Below are 18,809 nucleotides of genomic sequence, written 5' to 3'. Positions count from 1 at the left end.
ATGAACGCTGGGGCGTTTAATCTGCGCAAGATCATCGCGGGGGTGGCGGTCTCGGCCGTCGTCGCCGCGGGTGCCGTGGTGGGGATCGCGGCACCGGCTTCCGCCGTCTCGACGGCGGGACCGGCCCCGATCGAGCAGCGCAATGATGCGACGGTGTCGGCCGATCCGCTGCCGACGGTTCAGATCGACTCGGGCATCGTGTGGGCACAGGTCATCGCGGGGAACACCGTCTTCGCGGGCGGCAGCTTCAGCAACGCGCGTCCTGCCGGCGCCGGCCAGGGAACGAACCTCATGCCGCGCAGCAACATCCTGGCGTACGACATCAACACCGGCGTCGCCACCTCGTTCGCCCCCGTTATCAATGGCACGGTCAAGGCGCTCGCCGTCTCGCCCGACGGGAAGACGCTCTACGTCGGCGGCTCCTTCAACCAGGTCGACGGGCAGACGCGGTGGAACGTCGCCGCATTCAACATCGCCACGGGTGCCCTGCTCACGACGTGGAAGCCGGCGATCGGCGGCTCGTACGTGAACGCCATCGTCGCCACCGACAACGCGATCTATTTCGGCGGGCTCCTCGGCGCGGCGGGCGGTGTCACGCGCAAGAACCTGGCGGCCGTCTCCGCCACGAACGGCGCCGTGCTCTCGTGGGCGCCGACGAGCGACCTGCAGGTCGACTCGATGGTGATCAACGCCTCCGGATCCAAGGTCATCGCGGCCGGCCGCTTCGAGACCGTGAACGGCACGACCTCCCGGGGCATGGCCGCCCTCGACCCGGTCACGGGCGCACTCCTGCCGTGGAACGCGAACGCGACGATCAAGAACGGCCTCGCCACGGGGTCGCTCGCCGGCCGTGCGGGCATCTGGAACGTCTCCACCGACGCCGGCGGCGGCGTCTACGGCACCGCCTGGGTGTACTCGAACGTCACCGTGGGCAACCTCGAGGGCCTCTTCGCACTCGAAGGCGAGACCGGCTCGATCCGCTGGATCGCCGACTGCCACGGCGACCACTACGGCATCTACTCCGACGGCACGAACGTCTACAGCACGGGGCACGAACACGACTGCCAGACAGCCGGCGGAATGCCGCAGGGCAGCGGGAACCCGGGCAACATGCGCCACGCCACGGTGTACACCGCGGCTGTGAAGGGCACGCTGTCGCGCTCTCCATCCGTGGGCTCGATCTACTCCGACTGGAGCGGCTACCCCGCCCCCGCCGCCGTGAACTGGTATCCCGACTGGATGACCGGCACCGCGAGCGGACAAGGTCAGGCGGGCTGGACCGCCACGGGGAACGGCGACTACCTCCTGGTCGGCGGTGAGTTCCCACTCGTGAACAACATCCGCAGCCAGGGCATCGCGCGGTTCGCCGTCGAGCCGCCCGGCGGCGCCAAGCAGGGGCCGCGCGTCAGCGACGCCGACTGGGTGCCCACCGCGCGATCGGTCGAGTCCGGCTCCGCACGCGTGCAGTTCGCTGCCAACTTCGACCGCGACGATCTCGACCTCACGTACGAGCTGTGGGTTCAGGGCGGCACTTCGCCGGTGGGGGCCACGACCGCGCAGTCCATGTTCTGGAATCGCCCGAAGTTGGTCCTGTCGGCCAGTGGATTCACGCCCGGCTCGACCCAGACGTTCTACGTCGTTGCCAAGGACGGCGACGGAAACTCCGCGCGGAGCGCAGACGTCTCGCTGACGATCGGCGGCGCCGCAGGCTCGGCCTACGCCACGTCGGTGCTTGACGACAACGCGAGCCTCTACTGGCGCCTGGGCGGCAGCAACGCCACGGGCGGCGCCGACATCGCCGGCGGAAACAACGCGGTCATGAGCAGCGGCGTCAGCACGAACACCGACGACGCTCTCGCCAACGAGGCCAACGGCTCGGCCGTCTTCAACGGCAGCTCCAGCGGTCTCGCGCGCTCCTCGTCCGTCACGCCGGTCGGCACGTCATTCGCGACCGAACTATGGTTCAAGACGTCGACGTCCAGCGGCGGCAAGCTCGTCGGCTACGGGAACGCGACGTCGGGCAGCTCGTCCAACCCCGACCGCCACCTCTATATGCGCAACAACGGCGCGCTGGTGTTCGGCGTGTGGCAGGGCAGTAATCGGACGATCGAGTCCGCAGCGACCTACCGCGACAACCAATGGCACCACGCGGTCGCCCAGCTCAGCCCGACGGAGGGAATGCAGCTGTTCGTCGACGGTGTCCTCGTGGCATCTGATAACACGACGACGGCATCCGCTCGTCCCATCACGGGCTACTGGCGCGTGGGCGGCGACACCGTCAATGGCTGGCCGAGCGCACCGAGCTCGAGCTGGTTCAACGGACGCATCGACGAGTTCGCCGTCTACCCCGCCCCGCTCACAGCGGCGCAGGTGTCCGAGCACTACGCGCTCGGCGCAGGTCTGTCGATGCCGACCGCGGAGTTCACCTCGACGGGCGACGAGATGGCGAAATCCTTCGACGCGAGCGCGAGCAGCGCGCCGTCCGGCCGGACGATCACGTCTTACGCCTGGAGCTTCGGCGACGGGACGACCGGCAGCGGTGTCACGGCCAGCCACACGTACGAAGACGCGGGCGTCTACTCCGTCACGCTGACCGTGACAGACAGCGCGGGATTCACGGCGACGAAGACCTCTTCGGTGACGGCGGCCCCGCCGCATCAAGCTCCGACGGCCGCGTTCTCGCCGAACGTGTCCGGACTCACAGTCACATTCGACTCCTCGGCCTCGGCGGCTTCGGGCGCAGCGACGATCACCGACTACGCCTGGAACTTCGGTGACGGCTCGACCTCCACGGAGGCCTCGCCGACGCACCGCTATGCGAGCGCCGGCGTCTACACGGCGACGCTCACCGTGACGGACAACCTCGGCACTGTGAGCGCGCCCGTCAGCCACGATGTCACCGTCAGCCACGCGACACCGGTGGCGGCCTTCACGTCGTCCGCTGCGGGACTGACCGTCTCCTTCGACGCGACCACCTCGTCGGCATCCGACGGAGCGACGCTCGAGTACTCCTGGAACTGGGGCGACGGGTCTCCCGCCGGCTCGGGCGTCAGCCCGACCCACACGTTCCCGGGGAACGGCATCTATTCCGTCGTCCTGACGGTCACCGACAGCCTCGGTGCCACGGCCGACAAGAGTGTCAACGTCTCGGTAGCGTCGCAGGTCTTCGCGGCGCGCGACCAGTTCGAGCGCACCGCCGCCATCGGCTGGGGGACCGCCCCGACCGGCGGCGCGTGGAGCGGCACGACCGGATTCTCGGTCGCCGGCGGCACGGGCAACATCGCTCTCAACGCGGGGCAGACCCGGACCAGCGCACTCACCGCCGTCTCCGTGCGAGACATCGACACGACAGCGGTCGTGTCGGCCGACAAGCTGGCCAACGGCGGCGGACTGCACTTCAACCTGACGGCGCACAAGTCGTCGGCGGGGGAGTACCGCCTGAAGGTCCGAACCCTCTCCACTGGGGTGGTCGCAGCGAGCATCACCAAGCTCGTCGGCACCACCGAAACAACGTTGGCGACCAAGAACCTCACCGGGTTCACGTACACGGGTGGCGCGAAGCTCAACTTGCACTGGGTCGTGTCGAAGAACGGAAGCGCGACCGCCCTCACTGCGAACGTCTGGCCCGATGGCGGGACCGAGCCCGCGGGATGGTTCCTGTCCACGTCCGACAGCCAGGCCGAACTGCAGGGCGCGGGTCAGGTGGGCGTCTTGTCGTACCTCTCGGGCTCGACGACGAACGTTCCCGTGACCGTCTCGCTGGATGACCTGGTCATCGTCGACACCGCGGCATCGGCTGCGCCGGTGCACGCCGACCCGATCGCGTCGTTCACCACGACGCCGAGCGAACTGTCCGTGTCGGCGGATGCCTCCGCCTCCACGGCATCCGACGGTGCCACGCTGTCGTACTCGTGGAACTGGGGCGACGGGAGCGCGGCCGGCTCGGGCGCGACAGCTTCGCACACCTATGCGGCGGCCGGGACGTACAGCATCACGCTGACGCTCACCGATAGCCTCGGAGGGACCGCCACGAAGTCGCAGACCGTGACCGTGAGCGAACACGTGCACCCGAACCCAGTAGCTTCGTTCACCGCATCGGCGAGCGACCTCGGCGTCACCGTCGACGGTTCCGGATCGACGCCCTCCGAAGGTGCTGCCCTGACATACTCCTGGAACTGGGGCGATGGAACGGCGGCGGGATCCGGAGCGACCGCGACGCACACGTACGCGGCGGCGGGGACCTACACCGTGACGCTGAACCTCAGCGACGCGCTGGGTGGGTCGTCCTCGACCTCTCAGCAGGTCACCGTGACCGCGCCGCCGGAGGTGTTCATCGCGAAGGACGACTTCGAGCGGGTGGTCGCCACCGGCTGGGGAACCGCCGTCACGGGTGGCCCGTGGGGGACGACCACCGGATTCTCGGTGGCGGGCGGCGTCGGCAAAGCGACACTCAACGCCGGCCAGACCCGGACCAACCTGCTGACCGCGGTGTCGGCACAGGACGTTGACGCGAGACTCGTGTTCAGCTCCGACGTCGTCGCGAATGGCGGTGGTCTCCACATGAACTACCTCGTGCACAAGAGCACGGCGGGCGACTATCGGCTCAAGCTGCGGATCTCGTCCGCGGGTGCCGTCACCGTGTCCCTCGCGAAGGTGGTGGGCACGACCGAGACCCTCATCGTCAACCGGACGCTCAGCGGCTACACGCACACGGCAGGCGCCAAGCTGCAGCTGCGCATCCAGGCGGTCACCTCCGGTGGCACCACGGCGCTCAAGGGCAAGGTCTGGGCCGATGGGACGGTGGAGCCGACGGACTGGTTCGTCTCGACGACAGACGCGCAGGCGGAACTGCAGGGGGCCGGCCAGGTCGGGATCCTGACGTATCTGTCGGGCTCGGCGACCAACGTGCCGGTGACGGTGAGCGTGGACAACCTCGAAGTGAAGTAACAGCGATGGCGGACCGCCGAGAGCACCTCGGCGGTCCGCGTCTGCTGCAGTAGGACGAAGCAGTCTTGGGAGCGGACGTCTGGGGAGACGTCTCGGAAAATTGGGGAGAAGTCACATGGGTGGGAAGCCGTTTGCCTCGGCATGGGGATCGAGACTTCGGAGCGTCGTCGCAGGCGCGACGGTCTCGGCCGTCGTCATCGCCGGGCTCGCGCTCGGAGCGGCGGCACCAGCCGCTGCCGCGGATCCCATTCCGGGGGTGGCGCCCATCGAACAGCGCAACGCGGACACCGTCACGGCTGACCCGTTGCCGACAGTTCAGATCGACTCGGGCATCGTCTGGGCCCAGGTGATCGCGGGGCGGACAGTCTTCGCGGGCGGCAGCTTCTCCAACGCCCGTCCTGCCGGGGCGACGCCGGGCCAGAACCTCATGCCGCGCAGCAACATCCTCGCTTACGACATCGAGACCGGTGTGGCGACATCCTTCGCGCCGACGATCAACGGCACGGTCAAGTCGCTCGCGGTGTCGCCCGACGGGCGGACCCTGTACGTCGGCGGCTCGTTCAACCAGGTGAACGGCCAGACCCGCTTCAACGTCGCGGCATTCGACGTCGCCTCCGGCGCGCTGCTGTCCACCTTCCGCCCCGCCATCGGCGGGTCCTACGTCAACGCGATCGTCGCGACCGACAGCACGGTCTACTTCGGCGGGCTCATCGGAGCCGCCGGCGGGATCACGCGCAAGAACCTCGCCGCGGCCAGCGCCGCCAACGGTGCGGTGGTCGCGTGGGCGCCGACGGCCGATCTGCAGGTCGACACGATGGTGCTGGAGCCCGGCGGTGGAAAGCTCATCGTCGGAGGCCGGTTCGGTCAGGTGAACGGGGCGAACCAGCGCGGTCTGGTCGCGCTCGACCTGGCCGATGGCAGCATCCTTCCGTGGGCGGCTCCGGCCACGGTGCAGAATGGCGTGCCTGCGACCGACGGCAACGCGGGCAAGGCGGGGATCTGGGCGCTGACCGCCGATGACGACGCCGTGTACGGCACGGGCTGGGTCTTCGCCAACAAATGGGTGGGCAACCTCGAGGGGCTGTTCGCCGCGGAGGCCGGAAGCGGCGCGATCCGCTGGGTGGCCGACTGCCACGGTGACCACTACGGAATCTTCTCCGACGGCACGAATGTGTACAGCACGGGCCACGAGCACGATTGCCAGACCGCGGGCGGGATGCCGCAGGCTTACCCGGCGCCAGGCAACATGCGCCACGCCACGGTTTACACCGCAGCTGCCAAGGGCACGCTGACCACCTCGCCCTCCGTGAACGACATCTATGCGGACTGGGGAGGCTACCCCGCGCCGGCGGCGGTCAACTGGTTCCCCGACTGGACGACGGGGACCGCCTCGGGCTCCGGTCAGGCGGGCTGGACCGCCACCGGCAACGGACAGTACCTGGTCGTCGGCGGCGAGCAGACGTTCGTCAACGGCCAGCGCAGCCAGGGAATCACCCGGTTCTCCAAGACTCCGCCCGGCGGGCCCAAGTCGGCACCCCGCCTCTCGGGCACCAACTGGACGCCGACGGCTCGCTCGGTGAGCGCCGGCACGGCCCGCATCGCCATCCCCGCCAACTGGGACCGGGATGACCTCAACCTCACGTATGAGCTCTACGAGCAGGGGAAGTCGGCCCCCGTGGCCTCCTCGACGGCGCAGTCCACTTACTGGAACAGGCCCAACGTCGTGCTGACTGCGAACGAGCTTCCTGCGGGGGCCGTCAGGACCTACCGCGTCGTGGCGAAGGACGCCGACGGAAACTCTGCCAACAGCGCCTGGGTGACGGTCACCGTGAGCTCGGCCGACGCGTCCGAGTACGCCAACGCGGTCCTCGATGACGGCGCATCGCTGTTCTGGCGCCTCGGTGGTACCGAGGGCGGAGCCGACTGGGCCGGTACGAACGACGCAGTCTTCAAGAACGGCGCGGTAGCCGCGACGGACGGCGCCCTCGCAGGCGAGACCGGCGGCTCGGCGGCGATGCCCGGTGGCAACGGATTCGCCGTCACCACCGCGACGGCGAACGTCGGATCCGCCTTCGCCACGGAGCTGTGGTTCAAGACAGACACCACCTCCGGCGGCAAGATCGTCGGCTACGGCAACAACAACAGCGACAACTCCGGCAGCTACGACCGTCACGTGTACATGAGGAACAACGGCCAGCTCGTATTCGGCACGTACCCCGGGTTCGCCGCAACGGTGCAGAGCACGAAGGCCTACAACGACAACAAGTGGCACCACCTCGTGGCGCAGCAGGGGTCCAACGGTCAGCAGCTGTACGTCGACGGACAGCTCGTCGGCTCCTCCACCGTGACCGGTGCGCAGACCTATACGGGCTACTGGAGGATCGGCGGCGACAACATGAACGGCTGGCCCGACCAGCCGGCGACGTCGTACTTCCGAGGCTCGATCGACGAGTTCGCGGTCTACGACACCACGCTTTCCGCGTCGCAGATCACCAACCACTACGAGATCGCGAAGGGCCCCCACGTGCCGCCGACCGCGGTGATCGACGTCGCCGCAGCCGGGCAGACGGTGACGTTCTCCGGCGCGGGGTCGACCTCGTCCGGCGACGCGGACGTCGTCTCCTACGCATGGAACTTCGGGGACGGTGCGACTTCCACAGAGGTCACGCCGACTCACTCGTACACCACAGCGGGCGATTACACGGTGACCCTCGTCGTCACGGACTCGAAGGGAGCGGCGAGCCCCGCCGTGACCAAGACGGTGACGGCGGCCGCGCCTGCGACCGCCGCCGCCCGTTACACCCAGAGGGTGATCGACGACGGGGCTCAGGTGCACTGGTCGCTGGGCGGAGCGCTCGGCAAGGTCGACTGGGTGAGCGACCGCGACCTCGTGACGACCCCCGGTGCCGGCTCGACCTCCGACGCGGTCAGCGCGCTGCCGGGCTCCGCCTCGGCGACGTTCGACGGAGGATCGGCGTTCGGCCGCACCTCGCGCACGATCCCCGCCTCGACGCCGTTCGCCACGGAGGTGTGGTTCAAGACCACCACCACCAACGGCGGGAAGATCCTCGGCTACGGCGGGTCGGCGGACGGCAACTCCGGCAACTACGACCGCCATCTCTACATGGCCAACGACGGTCGTCTCGTCTTCGGCGTGTGGCTCGGCTGGGCAGCGGTCGTCCAGAGCCCGGGATCGTACAACGACGGCCAGTGGCACCACGTGGTGGCCCAGGTCGGAGCCGGCGGCGAGCAGCTGTTCGTCGACGGACAGCTCGTCGCATCCGACGCCGGCATCACCGGCGCGCAGGACTACGAGGGCTACTGGCGCATCGGCGGGGACAACATCGGCGGATGGCCCTCGCAGCCTGCGTCGTTCTACTTCGCCGGCCAGCTCGACGACTTCTCCGCGTACAGCCGCACGCTGTCGGCGAACGAGGTCGACGACCACTACCGGATCGCCAAGGACCTCCCGACCACGCAGGCCCAGTTCACGGTCACCGGCACGGGCGCGTCGCGCACCTTCGACGGCACGGCCTCCACGCCGACGCCCGGCCGCACCATCACGGACTATGCGTGGAGCTTCGGCGACGGCAGCACCGGCACCGGAGCGACGGCGTCGCACACGTACGACGAGCCCGGCACCTACACGGCGACGCTCACCGTCACCGACTCGGCCGGGCGGACCGGAGTGGCGACATCCCAGGTCGTGATCCAGCCGCCGCACGCCGCACCCGTCGCGAAGATCGGCACCGACGTCGACGGCCTCACCGTCGGCTTCGACTCCGACGACTCGACCACGTCGGGCGGCGCGACCATCACGGACTACGCGTGGAACTTCGGCGACGGTGAGACGTCGACACAGGCTGATCCCACCCACGTCTACGCCGCCGCGGGCACCTATACGGTGTCGCTCACGGTGACGGACTCGGAGGGCTTCACCAGCGCGGTGGCCACCATCGACGTCACGGTGGCGCACGCGGACCCGACGGCGGCATTCACCGCCGACGTCTCCGGCCTCTCGGTGGCCGTCGACGCGACGGGCTCCTCGGCGTCCGACGGTGCGACGCTGACCTACTCGTGGAACTGGGGTGACGGATCGGCCGCGGGCTCGGGAAAGACCGCGACGCATCGCTACGACAGCCCGGGCGAGCGCACCGTCACCCTCACGGTGACGGACAGCCTCGGCGCGACGGCCACCAAGACAGCAGCGGTCACGACGACGCACGCAGACCCGACGGCTTCGTTCACAGTGCAGTCGAGCATGCTGGACGTGGCAGTGGATGCCTCGGGCTCTTCGGCCTCGGACGACGCGACGCTCGCCTACTCGTGGAACTGGGGCGACGGCTCGCCCGCGGGAACAGGCGAGACGGCGACTCACAGCTACGGCGCGGGGGGCACCTTCGAGATCACCCTGACCGTCACGGACAGCCTCGGGAGCACCGCCACCACGTCCCGGAGCGTCACCGTGGCGGCGCAGACCATCGTCGTGAACGACGACTTCACCCGGACCGTCGGGTCCGGCTGGGGCACCGCGAACGTCGGCGGCGCGTGGACGTCGCTGACTTCGATGTCGGTCGCGGGCGGCGTAGGCCGCATCAGCCTCGTCGCCGGTCAGACGCGCGCTCCGGCTCTTGCAGCCACCGCCGCCGACGACCTGTCCGCGAGCCTGGTGTTCTCGGCCGACAAGGTCGCGAACGGCGGCGGACTGCACTTCAGCTACGTCGTGCATAAGTCCGCGGCGGGCGAGTACCGGCTGAAGGTGCGCACGCTCGCAACGGGAGCCGTCCAGGCCAGCCTGACGAAGGTCGTGGGGACGACGGAGACGACGTTCGCCACGCAGACCCTGACGGGGTACACCTACACCGCGGGTGCGAAGCTGCGGGTCCGCCTCGAGACCGAAGGTGCGGGCGCCAGCACGACGCTGCGCGGCAAGGTCTGGGCCGACGGCACGACGGAGCCCGCCGGCTGGACCGTGACCGGTTCGGACTCCGTCGCGTCGCTGCAGGGCGCCGGTCAGGTCGGCGTCGTGGCGTACGCCACGGGCACCGTGACCAACGCCCCGGTCGTCGTCTCGGTCGACGACATCCGCGTCACCTCGCTCGGCGCCGGTCAGCCGCACGCGGCTCCGGTCGCGGTGATCGGTGCGAACTCGACGGGTCTGACGACCGCATTCGACGGCACCGGTTCGACCGCGTCGGGCGGCGCCACGATCACGGGCTACGCGTGGGACTTCGGCGATGGCACGACCTCGACCGAGGCGAAGCCGACGCACACCTACGCCGCAGGCAGCTACACAGCGAAGCTCGTCGTCACCGACAGCACGGGGGCGGCATCCGCACCCAAGACGGTCGCGATCACGGCGGCTCACGCGAACCCGGTGGCCTCGTTCACTGCGTCGGGATCGGGTCTCACGCTCTCGGTCAACGGCTCCGGCTCCCAGGCGTTCGACGGGGCGACCCTGACGCACTCCTGGAACTGGGGCGACGGGACTCCGGCGGGAAGCGGCGCGACCGCGTCGCACGCCTATGCCGCCGCGGGCACCTACACAGTGACCCTCACGGTGACCGACAGCCTCGGAGCCGCTGCCACCGCGTCGCAGGCCGTCACCGTGACCTCCGAAGCCTTCATGGCGAAGGACGACTTCGAGCGCACCGTCGCAACCGGATGGGGCACTGCTCCCACCGGGGGTGCTTGGGGCACGGCAGCCGGATTCTCGGTCGCGGGCGGCGTCGGCCGGGCGTCGGTCGCCGCGGGGCAGACGCGCACGAACCTGCTGACCGGGGTGAGCGCCCAGAACGTGGATGCGCGGCTGACGTTCTCCTCCGACAAAGTGGCGAACGGGGGCGGCCTGCACTTCAACTACCTGGTGCACAAGACCGCGGCGGGCGACTACCGCCTGAAGCTGCGCATCGCCTCGACCGGAGTCGTGCAGGTGTCGATCGCGAAGGTGGTCGGCACGACCGAGACGATCGTCTCCAACCGGACGCTGACGGGCTACACGCACGCAGCGGGGGCGAAGCTCCAGCTGCGCCTGCAGTCGGTCACGACCGGCGGCTCGACGACGCTGACGGCGAAGGCGTGGGCCGACGGAACGGCTGAGCCGGCCGCGTGGTTCGTGTCCGCCACGGACGCGCAGGCCGAACTACAGGGTCCCGGCCAGGTCGGAGTCGTCGCGTACGCCTCTGGGTCCGCGACCAACGCTCCCGTCGTGGTGAGCGTCGATAACCTCGAGGTGCGCTGACCCCCACGCGCACATCGAGCACCCAGGCACCCGCCTCCGTCCCACGCCGGAGGCGGGTGTCTTCATTCCGCTGCGGGCATGTGTCGCGCAATTGCGGCCGACCCCTCGTGCGAAGAGAGGTCGAGTGCTAGCCTCTCGCTCAAGAGCGCCGTGTATTTCTGGGAGAGGCGGTGTCTCTAGAGCTGGCGAGCAGTCTGGGGTAGCCGCTCCGTGCGGCACCGGAACCAGGGGGGTTCCTGATGCACAACGCAGTATCGTCGACGTCTTCGCGCGGTCTCCGTCGAACGGCGAGCATCCTCGCCGTCGGCGTGCTGATCGCCGCCGGTCTGGTTGCGACGGTGGCCGATCCGGCCGCCGCGGCGCCGGGGCCGGCGCCGATCGAGCAGCGCAACGCCTCGACAGTGACGGCCGATGCACTCCCGACGGTGCAGATCGACTCCGGCATCGTGTGGGCACAGGTCGTCAACGGCTCCACCGCCTACGCCGGCGGGAGCTTCTCGAATGCGCGCCCAGCAGGTGCCAGCGCGGGTCAGAACCTGATGCCGCGCAGCAACATCCTCGCCTACAACATCACTACGGGCGTTGCGACGTCCTTCGCGCCCACCATCAACGGGACGGTGAAGGCGCTCGCCGTCTCTCCTGACGGTTCGCGGCTTTACGTCGGCGGCTCCTTCAACCAGGTGAACGGTCAGACACGTTGGAACTTCGCGGTCTTCGACACCTCCACGGGTGCGCTGCTCAACACCGTAATGCCAGCGATCGGCGGCTCGTACGTCAACGCGATCGTCGCCACGAGCAGCACCGTCTATATCGGTGGGCTGATCGGCGCCGCAGGGGGAGTGACGCGCAAGAACCTCGCTGCCGTGAACGCGTCGAATGGCGCAGTCCTCGGATGGGCTCCGACCCCCGATCTCCAGGTCGACACCATGGTCATGGCACCCGGCGGCGGCAAGCTCATCGTCGGTGGCCGGTTCGAGAAGATCAACGGCACAACCTCCCGCGGCCTCGGCGCGCTCGACCTCAACACCGGCGCACTCCTTCCGTGGGCGGTGACGAGCGTCGTCAAGAACGGTATGGCCACGGGCACCCTCGCCGGCCGTGCGGGCATCTGGGCGCTCTCCGCGGACAGCTCGAAGGTCTACGGCACCGGGTGGGTCTACTCGAACGCGACGATCGGCAACCTCGAGGGGCTCTTCGCAGCCGATGGGCAGACAGGCGCCGTCAGCTGGATCGCAGACTGCCACGGTGACCACTACGGCGTCTTCTCCGACGGCACGAACGTGTATTCGACGGGTCACGAGCACGACTGCCAGACGGCGGGTGGGATGCCGCAGGCCTATCCGTCTCCGGGGAATATGCGGAATTCGAGCGTTTACACCGCCGCGGCGAAGGGCACGCTGACCCGCAGCCCATATGTCAACAGCATCTACGCCGACTGGACCGGCTACCCGGCGCCCGCCGCCGTGAACTGGTATCCGGACTGGACGACGGGCACGGCGTCCGGCTCCGGCCAGGCGGCGTGGACGGTCACCGGCAACAGCCAATATGTCCTTTTCGGGGGTGAGTTCCCCCTGGTGAACGGGCAGCGCAACCAAGGCATCGCGCGGTTCGCCCGCACGCCATCGACCGGCGCCGACCAGGGTCCGCGTCTGTCCGGCGCGAACTGGACGCCGACGGCGCGCTCGGTGAGCGCGGGCACGGCGCATGTCAAGATCCCAGCCAACTGGGATCGTGACGATCTCGACATGACGTACGAGCTGTGGGCCTCGGGCGGCACCGCCCCGATCGCCTCGAAGGTGGTGAAGTCGACCTATTGGTTCACCCCCGTCATCACCTTCGCAGCAGGCGGCATCCCGGCCGGCTCCAGCCGCACATACCGCGTCATCGCGCGCGACGGCGACGGCAATAGTGCGACGAGCGCGAATGTCACGCTCACCGTCAACGGCAGTTCGACGTCGTCGTACGCCGACACCGTCCTCGACGACGGGGCGACCACATACTGGCGTCTCGGCCCGTCCGGCGGCGGCACCGACCTGGCCGGCTCGAACAACCTCGTCTCGTTCGGCGGGGTGGGAACCACGTCCGACGACAGCCTCGCCGGCGAGGCGAACGGCTCCTCCACCTTCAACGGCTCGACGAGCGGGTTCGCCCGCTCGACCGACACCACGGTCGTCGAGGAGGCCTTCGCCCTCGAGCTCTGGTTCAAGACATCGACGTCGAGCGGCGGGAAGCTCATCGGCTATGGCAACGGCTCCTCGGGCAACTCGGGAAGCTACGACCGTCACCTCTACATGCGCAACGACGGCGCGCTGGTCTTCGGCGTCTCGCCCGGGGTGCAGAAGGTCATCTCCTCGCCTTCGACGTATCGGGACAACCAGTGGCATCACGCCGTCGCGCAGCTCAACCCGTGGACGGGCGTGCAGCTGTACGTCGACGGAAACCTGGTCGCCTCCGATCCCTCGGCCACGGCCGGTCAGCTGTTCACCGGCTTCTGGCGCATCGGTGGAGACAACCTGAGCGGCTGGCCGAACCGTCCGACGTCGAACTTCTTCAACGGCGCACTCGACGAGGTTGCGATCTACCCCCATGTCCTCAGCGGATCGCAGATCGCGCAGCACTACGCGCTCGGTCGCGGCCAGAGCCTGCCGACCGCGTCGTTCACGACTTCGGGCTCGGACCTCTCCTGGTCGTTCAACGCGGGTGCATCCACTGCTCCCAGCGGACGAACCATCACGTCCTACGCCTGGAACTTCGGCGACGGCTCGACCGGGACAGGCGTCAACGCGAGCCGGACGTACGCTGCTCCGGGCTCGTATACCGTCACGCTGACGGTGACCGACAGCGCAGGCATGACCGCGTCGACCACTCGCACCGTGAACGCGTCGGGTCCGCATCAGGCTCCGGTCGCCGTCATCGGCGCCAGCGCCTCGGGGCTGACCGTCAACTACACCGGCACGGGATCGACGGCCTCGGGCGGGGCCACGGTGACGGGATACGCCTGGAACTTCGGCGACGGCACGACCTCCACGCAGGCTAACCCCACGAAGACCTACGCGGCACCGGGCACCTACACAGCCTCGCTGACTGTGACCGACAGCACGGGCGCAACCAGCGCCCCCGCCACGCAGTCGGTGACGGTGGCGGCGCAGACCTTCGTCGCGCAGGACGCATTCACGCGAACCGTCGCGGACGGGTGGGGATCGGCCACGGTCGGCGGTACATGGACTGTCAACAGTGCGCCCTCCTTCTCGGTCGACGGCGCTGCAGGGCTCATCTCGCTCAACGCCGGGCAGACGCGCAGCGCGACGCTGGCGGGGGTCTCCGCTCAGAACGTCGACGCCCGCGCGCTCTTCCGAACGGGGAGCGTCGCGAACGGCGGCGGCGTGCATTTCAACTACGCGGTGCACAAGAGCGCTGCCGGAGAGTACCGGCTCAAGCTGCGGGTCGCCGCCACAGGGGCCGTGACTGTCTCGCTGGCGAAGCTCGTGGGCACGACGGAGACTCTGCTGGTGAATCGGAGCCTCGGGGGGTATACGCACACCGCGGCTGGCGGCCTCCGGCTTCGACTGACGAGCTCGACCGTCGGCGGAGTCACGACGCTCAACGCGAACGTCTGGCCGGACGGCACGACGGAGCCGGGCGGCTGGTTCGTCACAGCCACCGACTCGCAGGGCGAGCTGCAGGGCGCGGGACAGGTCGGTGTCCTCTCCTACCTGTCCGGATCGACGACCAACGTCCCGGTGATCGTGAGGGTCGACGATCTCGAGATTCGCTGATCGTCAGCGGGGCCGACGCTTGATCATGAGACGGAGGAACGCGGTGAGGTTGCGCGCATCCCGCCGGTAGATCGGGATGACGAGCGCGGATGCCGCGGCGCAGAGGCCCGCTGCGCCACCCGCGGCGAGCATCGCCCACGCGCCCCACGGCGCGACCAGGAGGGACGTGCCCCACGCCGCGGCGCACGTCCACGCGCAGACCGCGAGGATGCGTCCTGCCCCCGCGTACAGCCGGGCGGTCGGCATGGGCGTGATGCGTGATAGCCAGAAGAGGGACAACGGCCAGGAGATCGCGGGTGCGACGGCAAACCCCACCGCCACGCCGAGCACCCCGTGGAAGGAGCCCACGACGATGCACGTGATCTTGATGATCGTCGTGACGATCGTGTAGCGGAACAGCTGCTTGCCGAGTCCACGTGAGAGGTACACCCAGTAGCCGACGAACGCGAGCGTAGTGAGGAGCCCCGCGACGGCGAAGAGAGCGACGATCGGGATCGCGTCGAGCCACTGGGGTCCGAGCATGATCCGGACGATCGGATCCGCCAGCGCCGTGACGAGGATCAGCGGAATGCCGAGTCCGTAGCCGAGCATCAACTGCGCCGAGGTGAGGTAGTTGTCGAAGCGCGGCGGATCCTCCTGCACGCGCGAAAGCACGGGGAGGGCGACGTTCTTCGTCGGGGAGCGCACCTGGCTGAGCGGCGTCATGACGAGCTGGTAGGCGCGGTTGTACAAACCGAGCGGCGTCGTCCCGAACTTGAGCCCGACAAGGATGGTGTCGATCTGAGAGCCCGCGTACACGAGCAGGTTCGTCGCGACGATGTTCCAGCCGAACCCCAGGAGCTCCCGGACCGAGTGCCGCCGTGAGTACCAGCGGGGGAGCCAGCGACCGGCGATCACGCAACCCCCCAGGACGACGACGCCGCTCGCGAGCTGCTGCATGACGAGTGCCCAGTACTCGGCACCTGCCAGCGCCGCGACGACGGCGACGGTCAGCGCGATCGCCGCTGCAGTGATGTCGATCACCGCGAGGGCCTTGAACTTGAGTTCGCGGGCGAGGTTCGCGCGGTGCTGGGTCGCCAGACCGTTGAGCAGGAAGAGAAGGGAGAGCCAATGGACCATGCCGACGATCTCGGGCTCGCCGACGACGGCTTCAATGGGCCAGGCCAGTGCGAACATCACGCCCGTGAGCACCACGCCGATCGCGGAATTGATCCAGAAGAGATTGTCGCGTTGACCTGTGGTCAGGACAGGGGCCTGGATGGATGCGGTGGTCAGTCCGAAGTCACGGAAGATCTCGCCGACGCCGACCACCACGAGAACGATCGCGAGGAGCCCGTAATCGTGGGGGGTGAGCAGGCGGGCGAGGATGACGACCGAAAGGAGCTGCAGGACCAGCTTGGCGATCTGAGCCGCGAGAGTGAAGAAGACGCCTCGTGCCGCGGAGTGCGCGAGATCGGAGCTCATTGGCGCCGCCCGCGGGCGGCGCGGACGCGGCGCAACGTGCCGCGCAGCACTTGGGCGAATCGCCGAGGGTGCGCGAGACCCAGGCGAGCCAGCCCGAAGCCCTGGTAGCGCGGGGGTGTGCGGCCGGCAAGCGAGGATCCCCACAGGCGCGCCAGCAGGTACCGGCGCCGGGCCGTCTGCAGCGGCTGCGCGTTCGCGAGCCCGTCCATCGAGAGCGGCCGCACGGCTATGACCCCCTCGGCGATGGCCGCTTCGATCACCTCGAGCCCGCGCCGGGTCCGCGCGATCAGGGCGCTCACCCCCGCTCCCTCGGCGAACTGCGGGTATCCCCGCTCGTCAGTCGCCCAGGAGTCGGCGGCGACGATGTCCGCCGACTCACCGACGCCGTCGGGACAGACCTTGCAGCGCCACTGCGTGGTGGGTCCGAGCGTGCTGCCCCAGGACTCCTCGTAATCGGCGCTCACGTCCGTGTCGCCGGCGCGCGCCGCGAAGCGTCCCGGCCAGCCATGCCCTCGGTACCGCAGGGCGTCGACCTCTCGCTCCGGGCCGATGCCGAGGCCCTCCAGGAGAGCATCCGTCGCACGCTGGCTCGGAGTGCCGGCGCAGAAGAACGACAGCAGCAGCGGTCCCTCTCCCTCGCGTCCGGTGCCGGCCGCGCGCAGCGCGGAGATCTCGCAGGGCTTCGCCGTGACGGCGGTGCCCTCGGCGAAGACGTCGGTATTGGTGAGCGCTGCGACCGGAGCGTACCGCGAGCCGGCAGCGGCCAGTGCCTGCTCCCGGGTCGTGATGGTGACTGGGATGCTGCGCCGCGGCGCCCTCGGATCACCCGCGGCTCCTGCGATCCTGGCCGCGCGGCCGCTGGCCACGAGCCACGCGTGAAGTGCCGTCAGCACGCCGCCACTGCTTCCAGCCAGTCGAACTTCGGGGTCGGTCGCCCAGGCCTCCCAGGTGCCGAACGAGGAGCCGAGCAGGGGATGACGGTGCGAGCCTGCTGGATCTTGCGCGGTGATGCGCACACCGGGGCACGAGCGCGTGAAGACGGCCGCTGCATCCGGCACCTCCGCCGGCGCTCCGGTTTCGGTCGGGCGGATGTAGCCCTCGGCGTTCAGCCGCATCTGCAGTCCCCCGTCGAGCCGGGCGCACAGGCCGCACCCCGAGCAGGCGTCCCGCGCGAGGACGTCCTGGACTCGGTCGCGAAGCTCGGTCACACCACGCCTCCGACGAGATCGCCGACGGGCGCGAGCAGCTCTTGGCCGCGCGCCATCGCGCTGCCGGCCCGGTCAGGGAGGGCAGGCGCGTCAACCGCCCGGAGGACCGCGGACGCGGCATCCGTCGATTCCGCCAGCGAGATGACGTGCGGCCAGTCGAGCTCGGCCATGAGCGGCTGGAACTTCCGCGAGTACGCCATAGCAATGGCCGGCGTGCCGGTCGACAAGGCGTTGAGGCAGGCGTGCATGCGCGCGCCGATCACGAGCTTCGCGCCCGCGATCACCGACCGGGCATCGTCGAGGTCGATGGGGACGTGCAGTCCGATACGGCCGTCGTACTCGTCCTGGAGCGCGCGCGAGACGGGGACGTCGTTGTCGGCGTCGTGACTGTCGAGCACGTGGGGGAGGAGGGTGACCCTGCGGCCGTCGGCGAGGAGGCGGGAGATGATCGTGTGCACCGCCGCGCGGTACGACCCGTGGTCGACATGGTCGCTCGCCTTCCACAGGAGACCGGACACGTTGAGCAGGACGTCGTGATCGCCGGAGGGGGTGGGCTGGGAGATCCCGAACACGAGATCGGTGGTGATGCGGTCCACCGGGCGGCCGAGGTCACGCGCCGCGCCCGCGCTGGAAGGATCGCGTGCGAAAGCCAGAGCCGACCGGCGGAGGTTGCGCCGTGCGAGAAAGCGCCCGCGGCGCGAGCGGAAGGGGCCGATGGTCTGCGGGGCGAGCACGGCGGCAGCGCCGGCCTGGACCGCGAACTCGTGGACCAGCGACATCTTCGCGTGGCGCTGGATGCCGTAGATGTCGGCGAAGCTGTCTCCCGAGCGCGTGTCCCAGTACAGATCGAATTGCGCGAGCCACTCCATCATCCCGGCGCGGCCCGTGAGGCGCTCGCGCACCAGCGAGCGAGGACGTCCCCACGGCAGCGCGACGGGGCGGGCGCCGAAGTCCATGAACTCGATTCGGGCATCCGGCCAGGTCGCGCGGAGGAGATCCGCCGATCCACGGCCGAGCACGCGAACGCCCAGGTTCGGAGATGAATCCCCTGCCCAGCCGACGAGAATGCGCACTCGATCGATCCCCCTTCGGCCGGTCCGCCCGAGCCCCTTCCCCCGTTCATCCTAAGGGGGTGCCGCCCCACTCCCTCGCACGGGGCCCTCCCGCACGTAG

The 18,809-nt window shown here is 69.3% G+C and carries 6 protein-coding genes; 3 read left to right on the top strand and 3 right to left on the bottom strand.

The window, feature by feature from the left end; all coding sequences use genetic code 11:
* From ACE3O1_RS01070 to ACE3O1_RS01060, 3 genes are all read left to right on the top strand, one after another.
* A complete protein-coding gene (locus ACE3O1_RS01070; RefSeq protein WP_374311546.1) occupies positions 1-4,947 on the top strand; it encodes a PKD domain-containing protein in 4,947 nt (1,648 codons plus the stop codon).
* Between the two features lie 256 nt (positions 4,948-5,203).
* A complete protein-coding gene (locus tag ACE3O1_RS01065) occupies positions 5,204-11,188 on the top strand; it encodes a PKD domain-containing protein (RefSeq protein WP_374311544.1) in 5,985 nt (1,994 codons plus the stop codon).
* 239 nt (positions 11,189-11,427) lie between these two features.
* Positions 11,428-14,964, top strand: coding sequence for a PKD domain-containing protein (locus tag ACE3O1_RS01060; RefSeq protein WP_374311542.1), 3,537 nt, complete (start codon positions 11,428-11,430; stop codon positions 14,962-14,964).
* A 3-nt stretch (positions 14,965-14,967) separates the two neighbouring features.
* Here ACE3O1_RS01060 and ACE3O1_RS01055 read toward each other — a convergent pair whose 3' ends face one another.
* From ACE3O1_RS01055 to ACE3O1_RS01045, 3 genes are read right to left on the bottom strand one after another with little or no spacing between them, the layout of a single operon-like run.
* Positions 14,968-16,428, bottom strand: a complete 1,461-nt coding sequence (locus tag ACE3O1_RS01055; protein ID WP_374311540.1) for a lipopolysaccharide biosynthesis protein — start codon at positions 16,426-16,428, stop codon at positions 14,968-14,970.
* Positions 16,425-17,636: a Coenzyme F420 hydrogenase/dehydrogenase, beta subunit C-terminal domain gene (locus ACE3O1_RS01050; protein ID WP_374311538.1), complete on the bottom strand. Its 1,212-nt coding sequence runs from the start codon at positions 17,634-17,636 to the stop codon at positions 16,425-16,427. Before ACE3O1_RS01050 ends, ACE3O1_RS01055 begins: the two co-directional genes overlap by 4 nt.
* The gene (locus ACE3O1_RS01045) at positions 17,633-18,709 is read right to left on the bottom strand and encodes a polysaccharide pyruvyl transferase family protein (RefSeq protein WP_374311536.1); all 1,077 of its coding nucleotides are present in this window, start codon (positions 18,707-18,709) and stop codon (positions 17,633-17,635) included. The genes ACE3O1_RS01050 and ACE3O1_RS01045 overlap by 4 nt, the downstream gene beginning before the upstream one ends.
* Between the last annotated feature and the right edge of the window lie 100 nt (positions 18,710-18,809).

The sequence above is a fragment of the Microbacterium sp. genome (assembly GCF_041909575.1).
Classification (GTDB): Bacteria; Actinomycetota; Actinomycetes; order Actinomycetales; family Microbacteriaceae; genus Microbacterium.
Note: the sequence above shows the minus strand (reverse complement) of the source record. Positions and strands in the feature narration are given on the sequence as shown.

Coding starts and splice junctions, on each gene's coding strand:
- ACE3O1_RS01055 (WP_374311540.1), bottom strand. CDS start 16,428: ATGAGCTCCGATCTCGCGCACTCCGCGGCACGAGGCGTCTTCTTCACT.
- ACE3O1_RS01060 (WP_374311542.1), top strand. CDS start 11,428: ATGCACAACGCAGTATCGTCGACGTCTTCGCGCGGTCTCCGTCGAACG.
- ACE3O1_RS01070 (WP_374311546.1), top strand. CDS start 1: ATGAACGCTGGGGCGTTTAATCTGCGCAAGATCATCGCGGGGGTGGCG.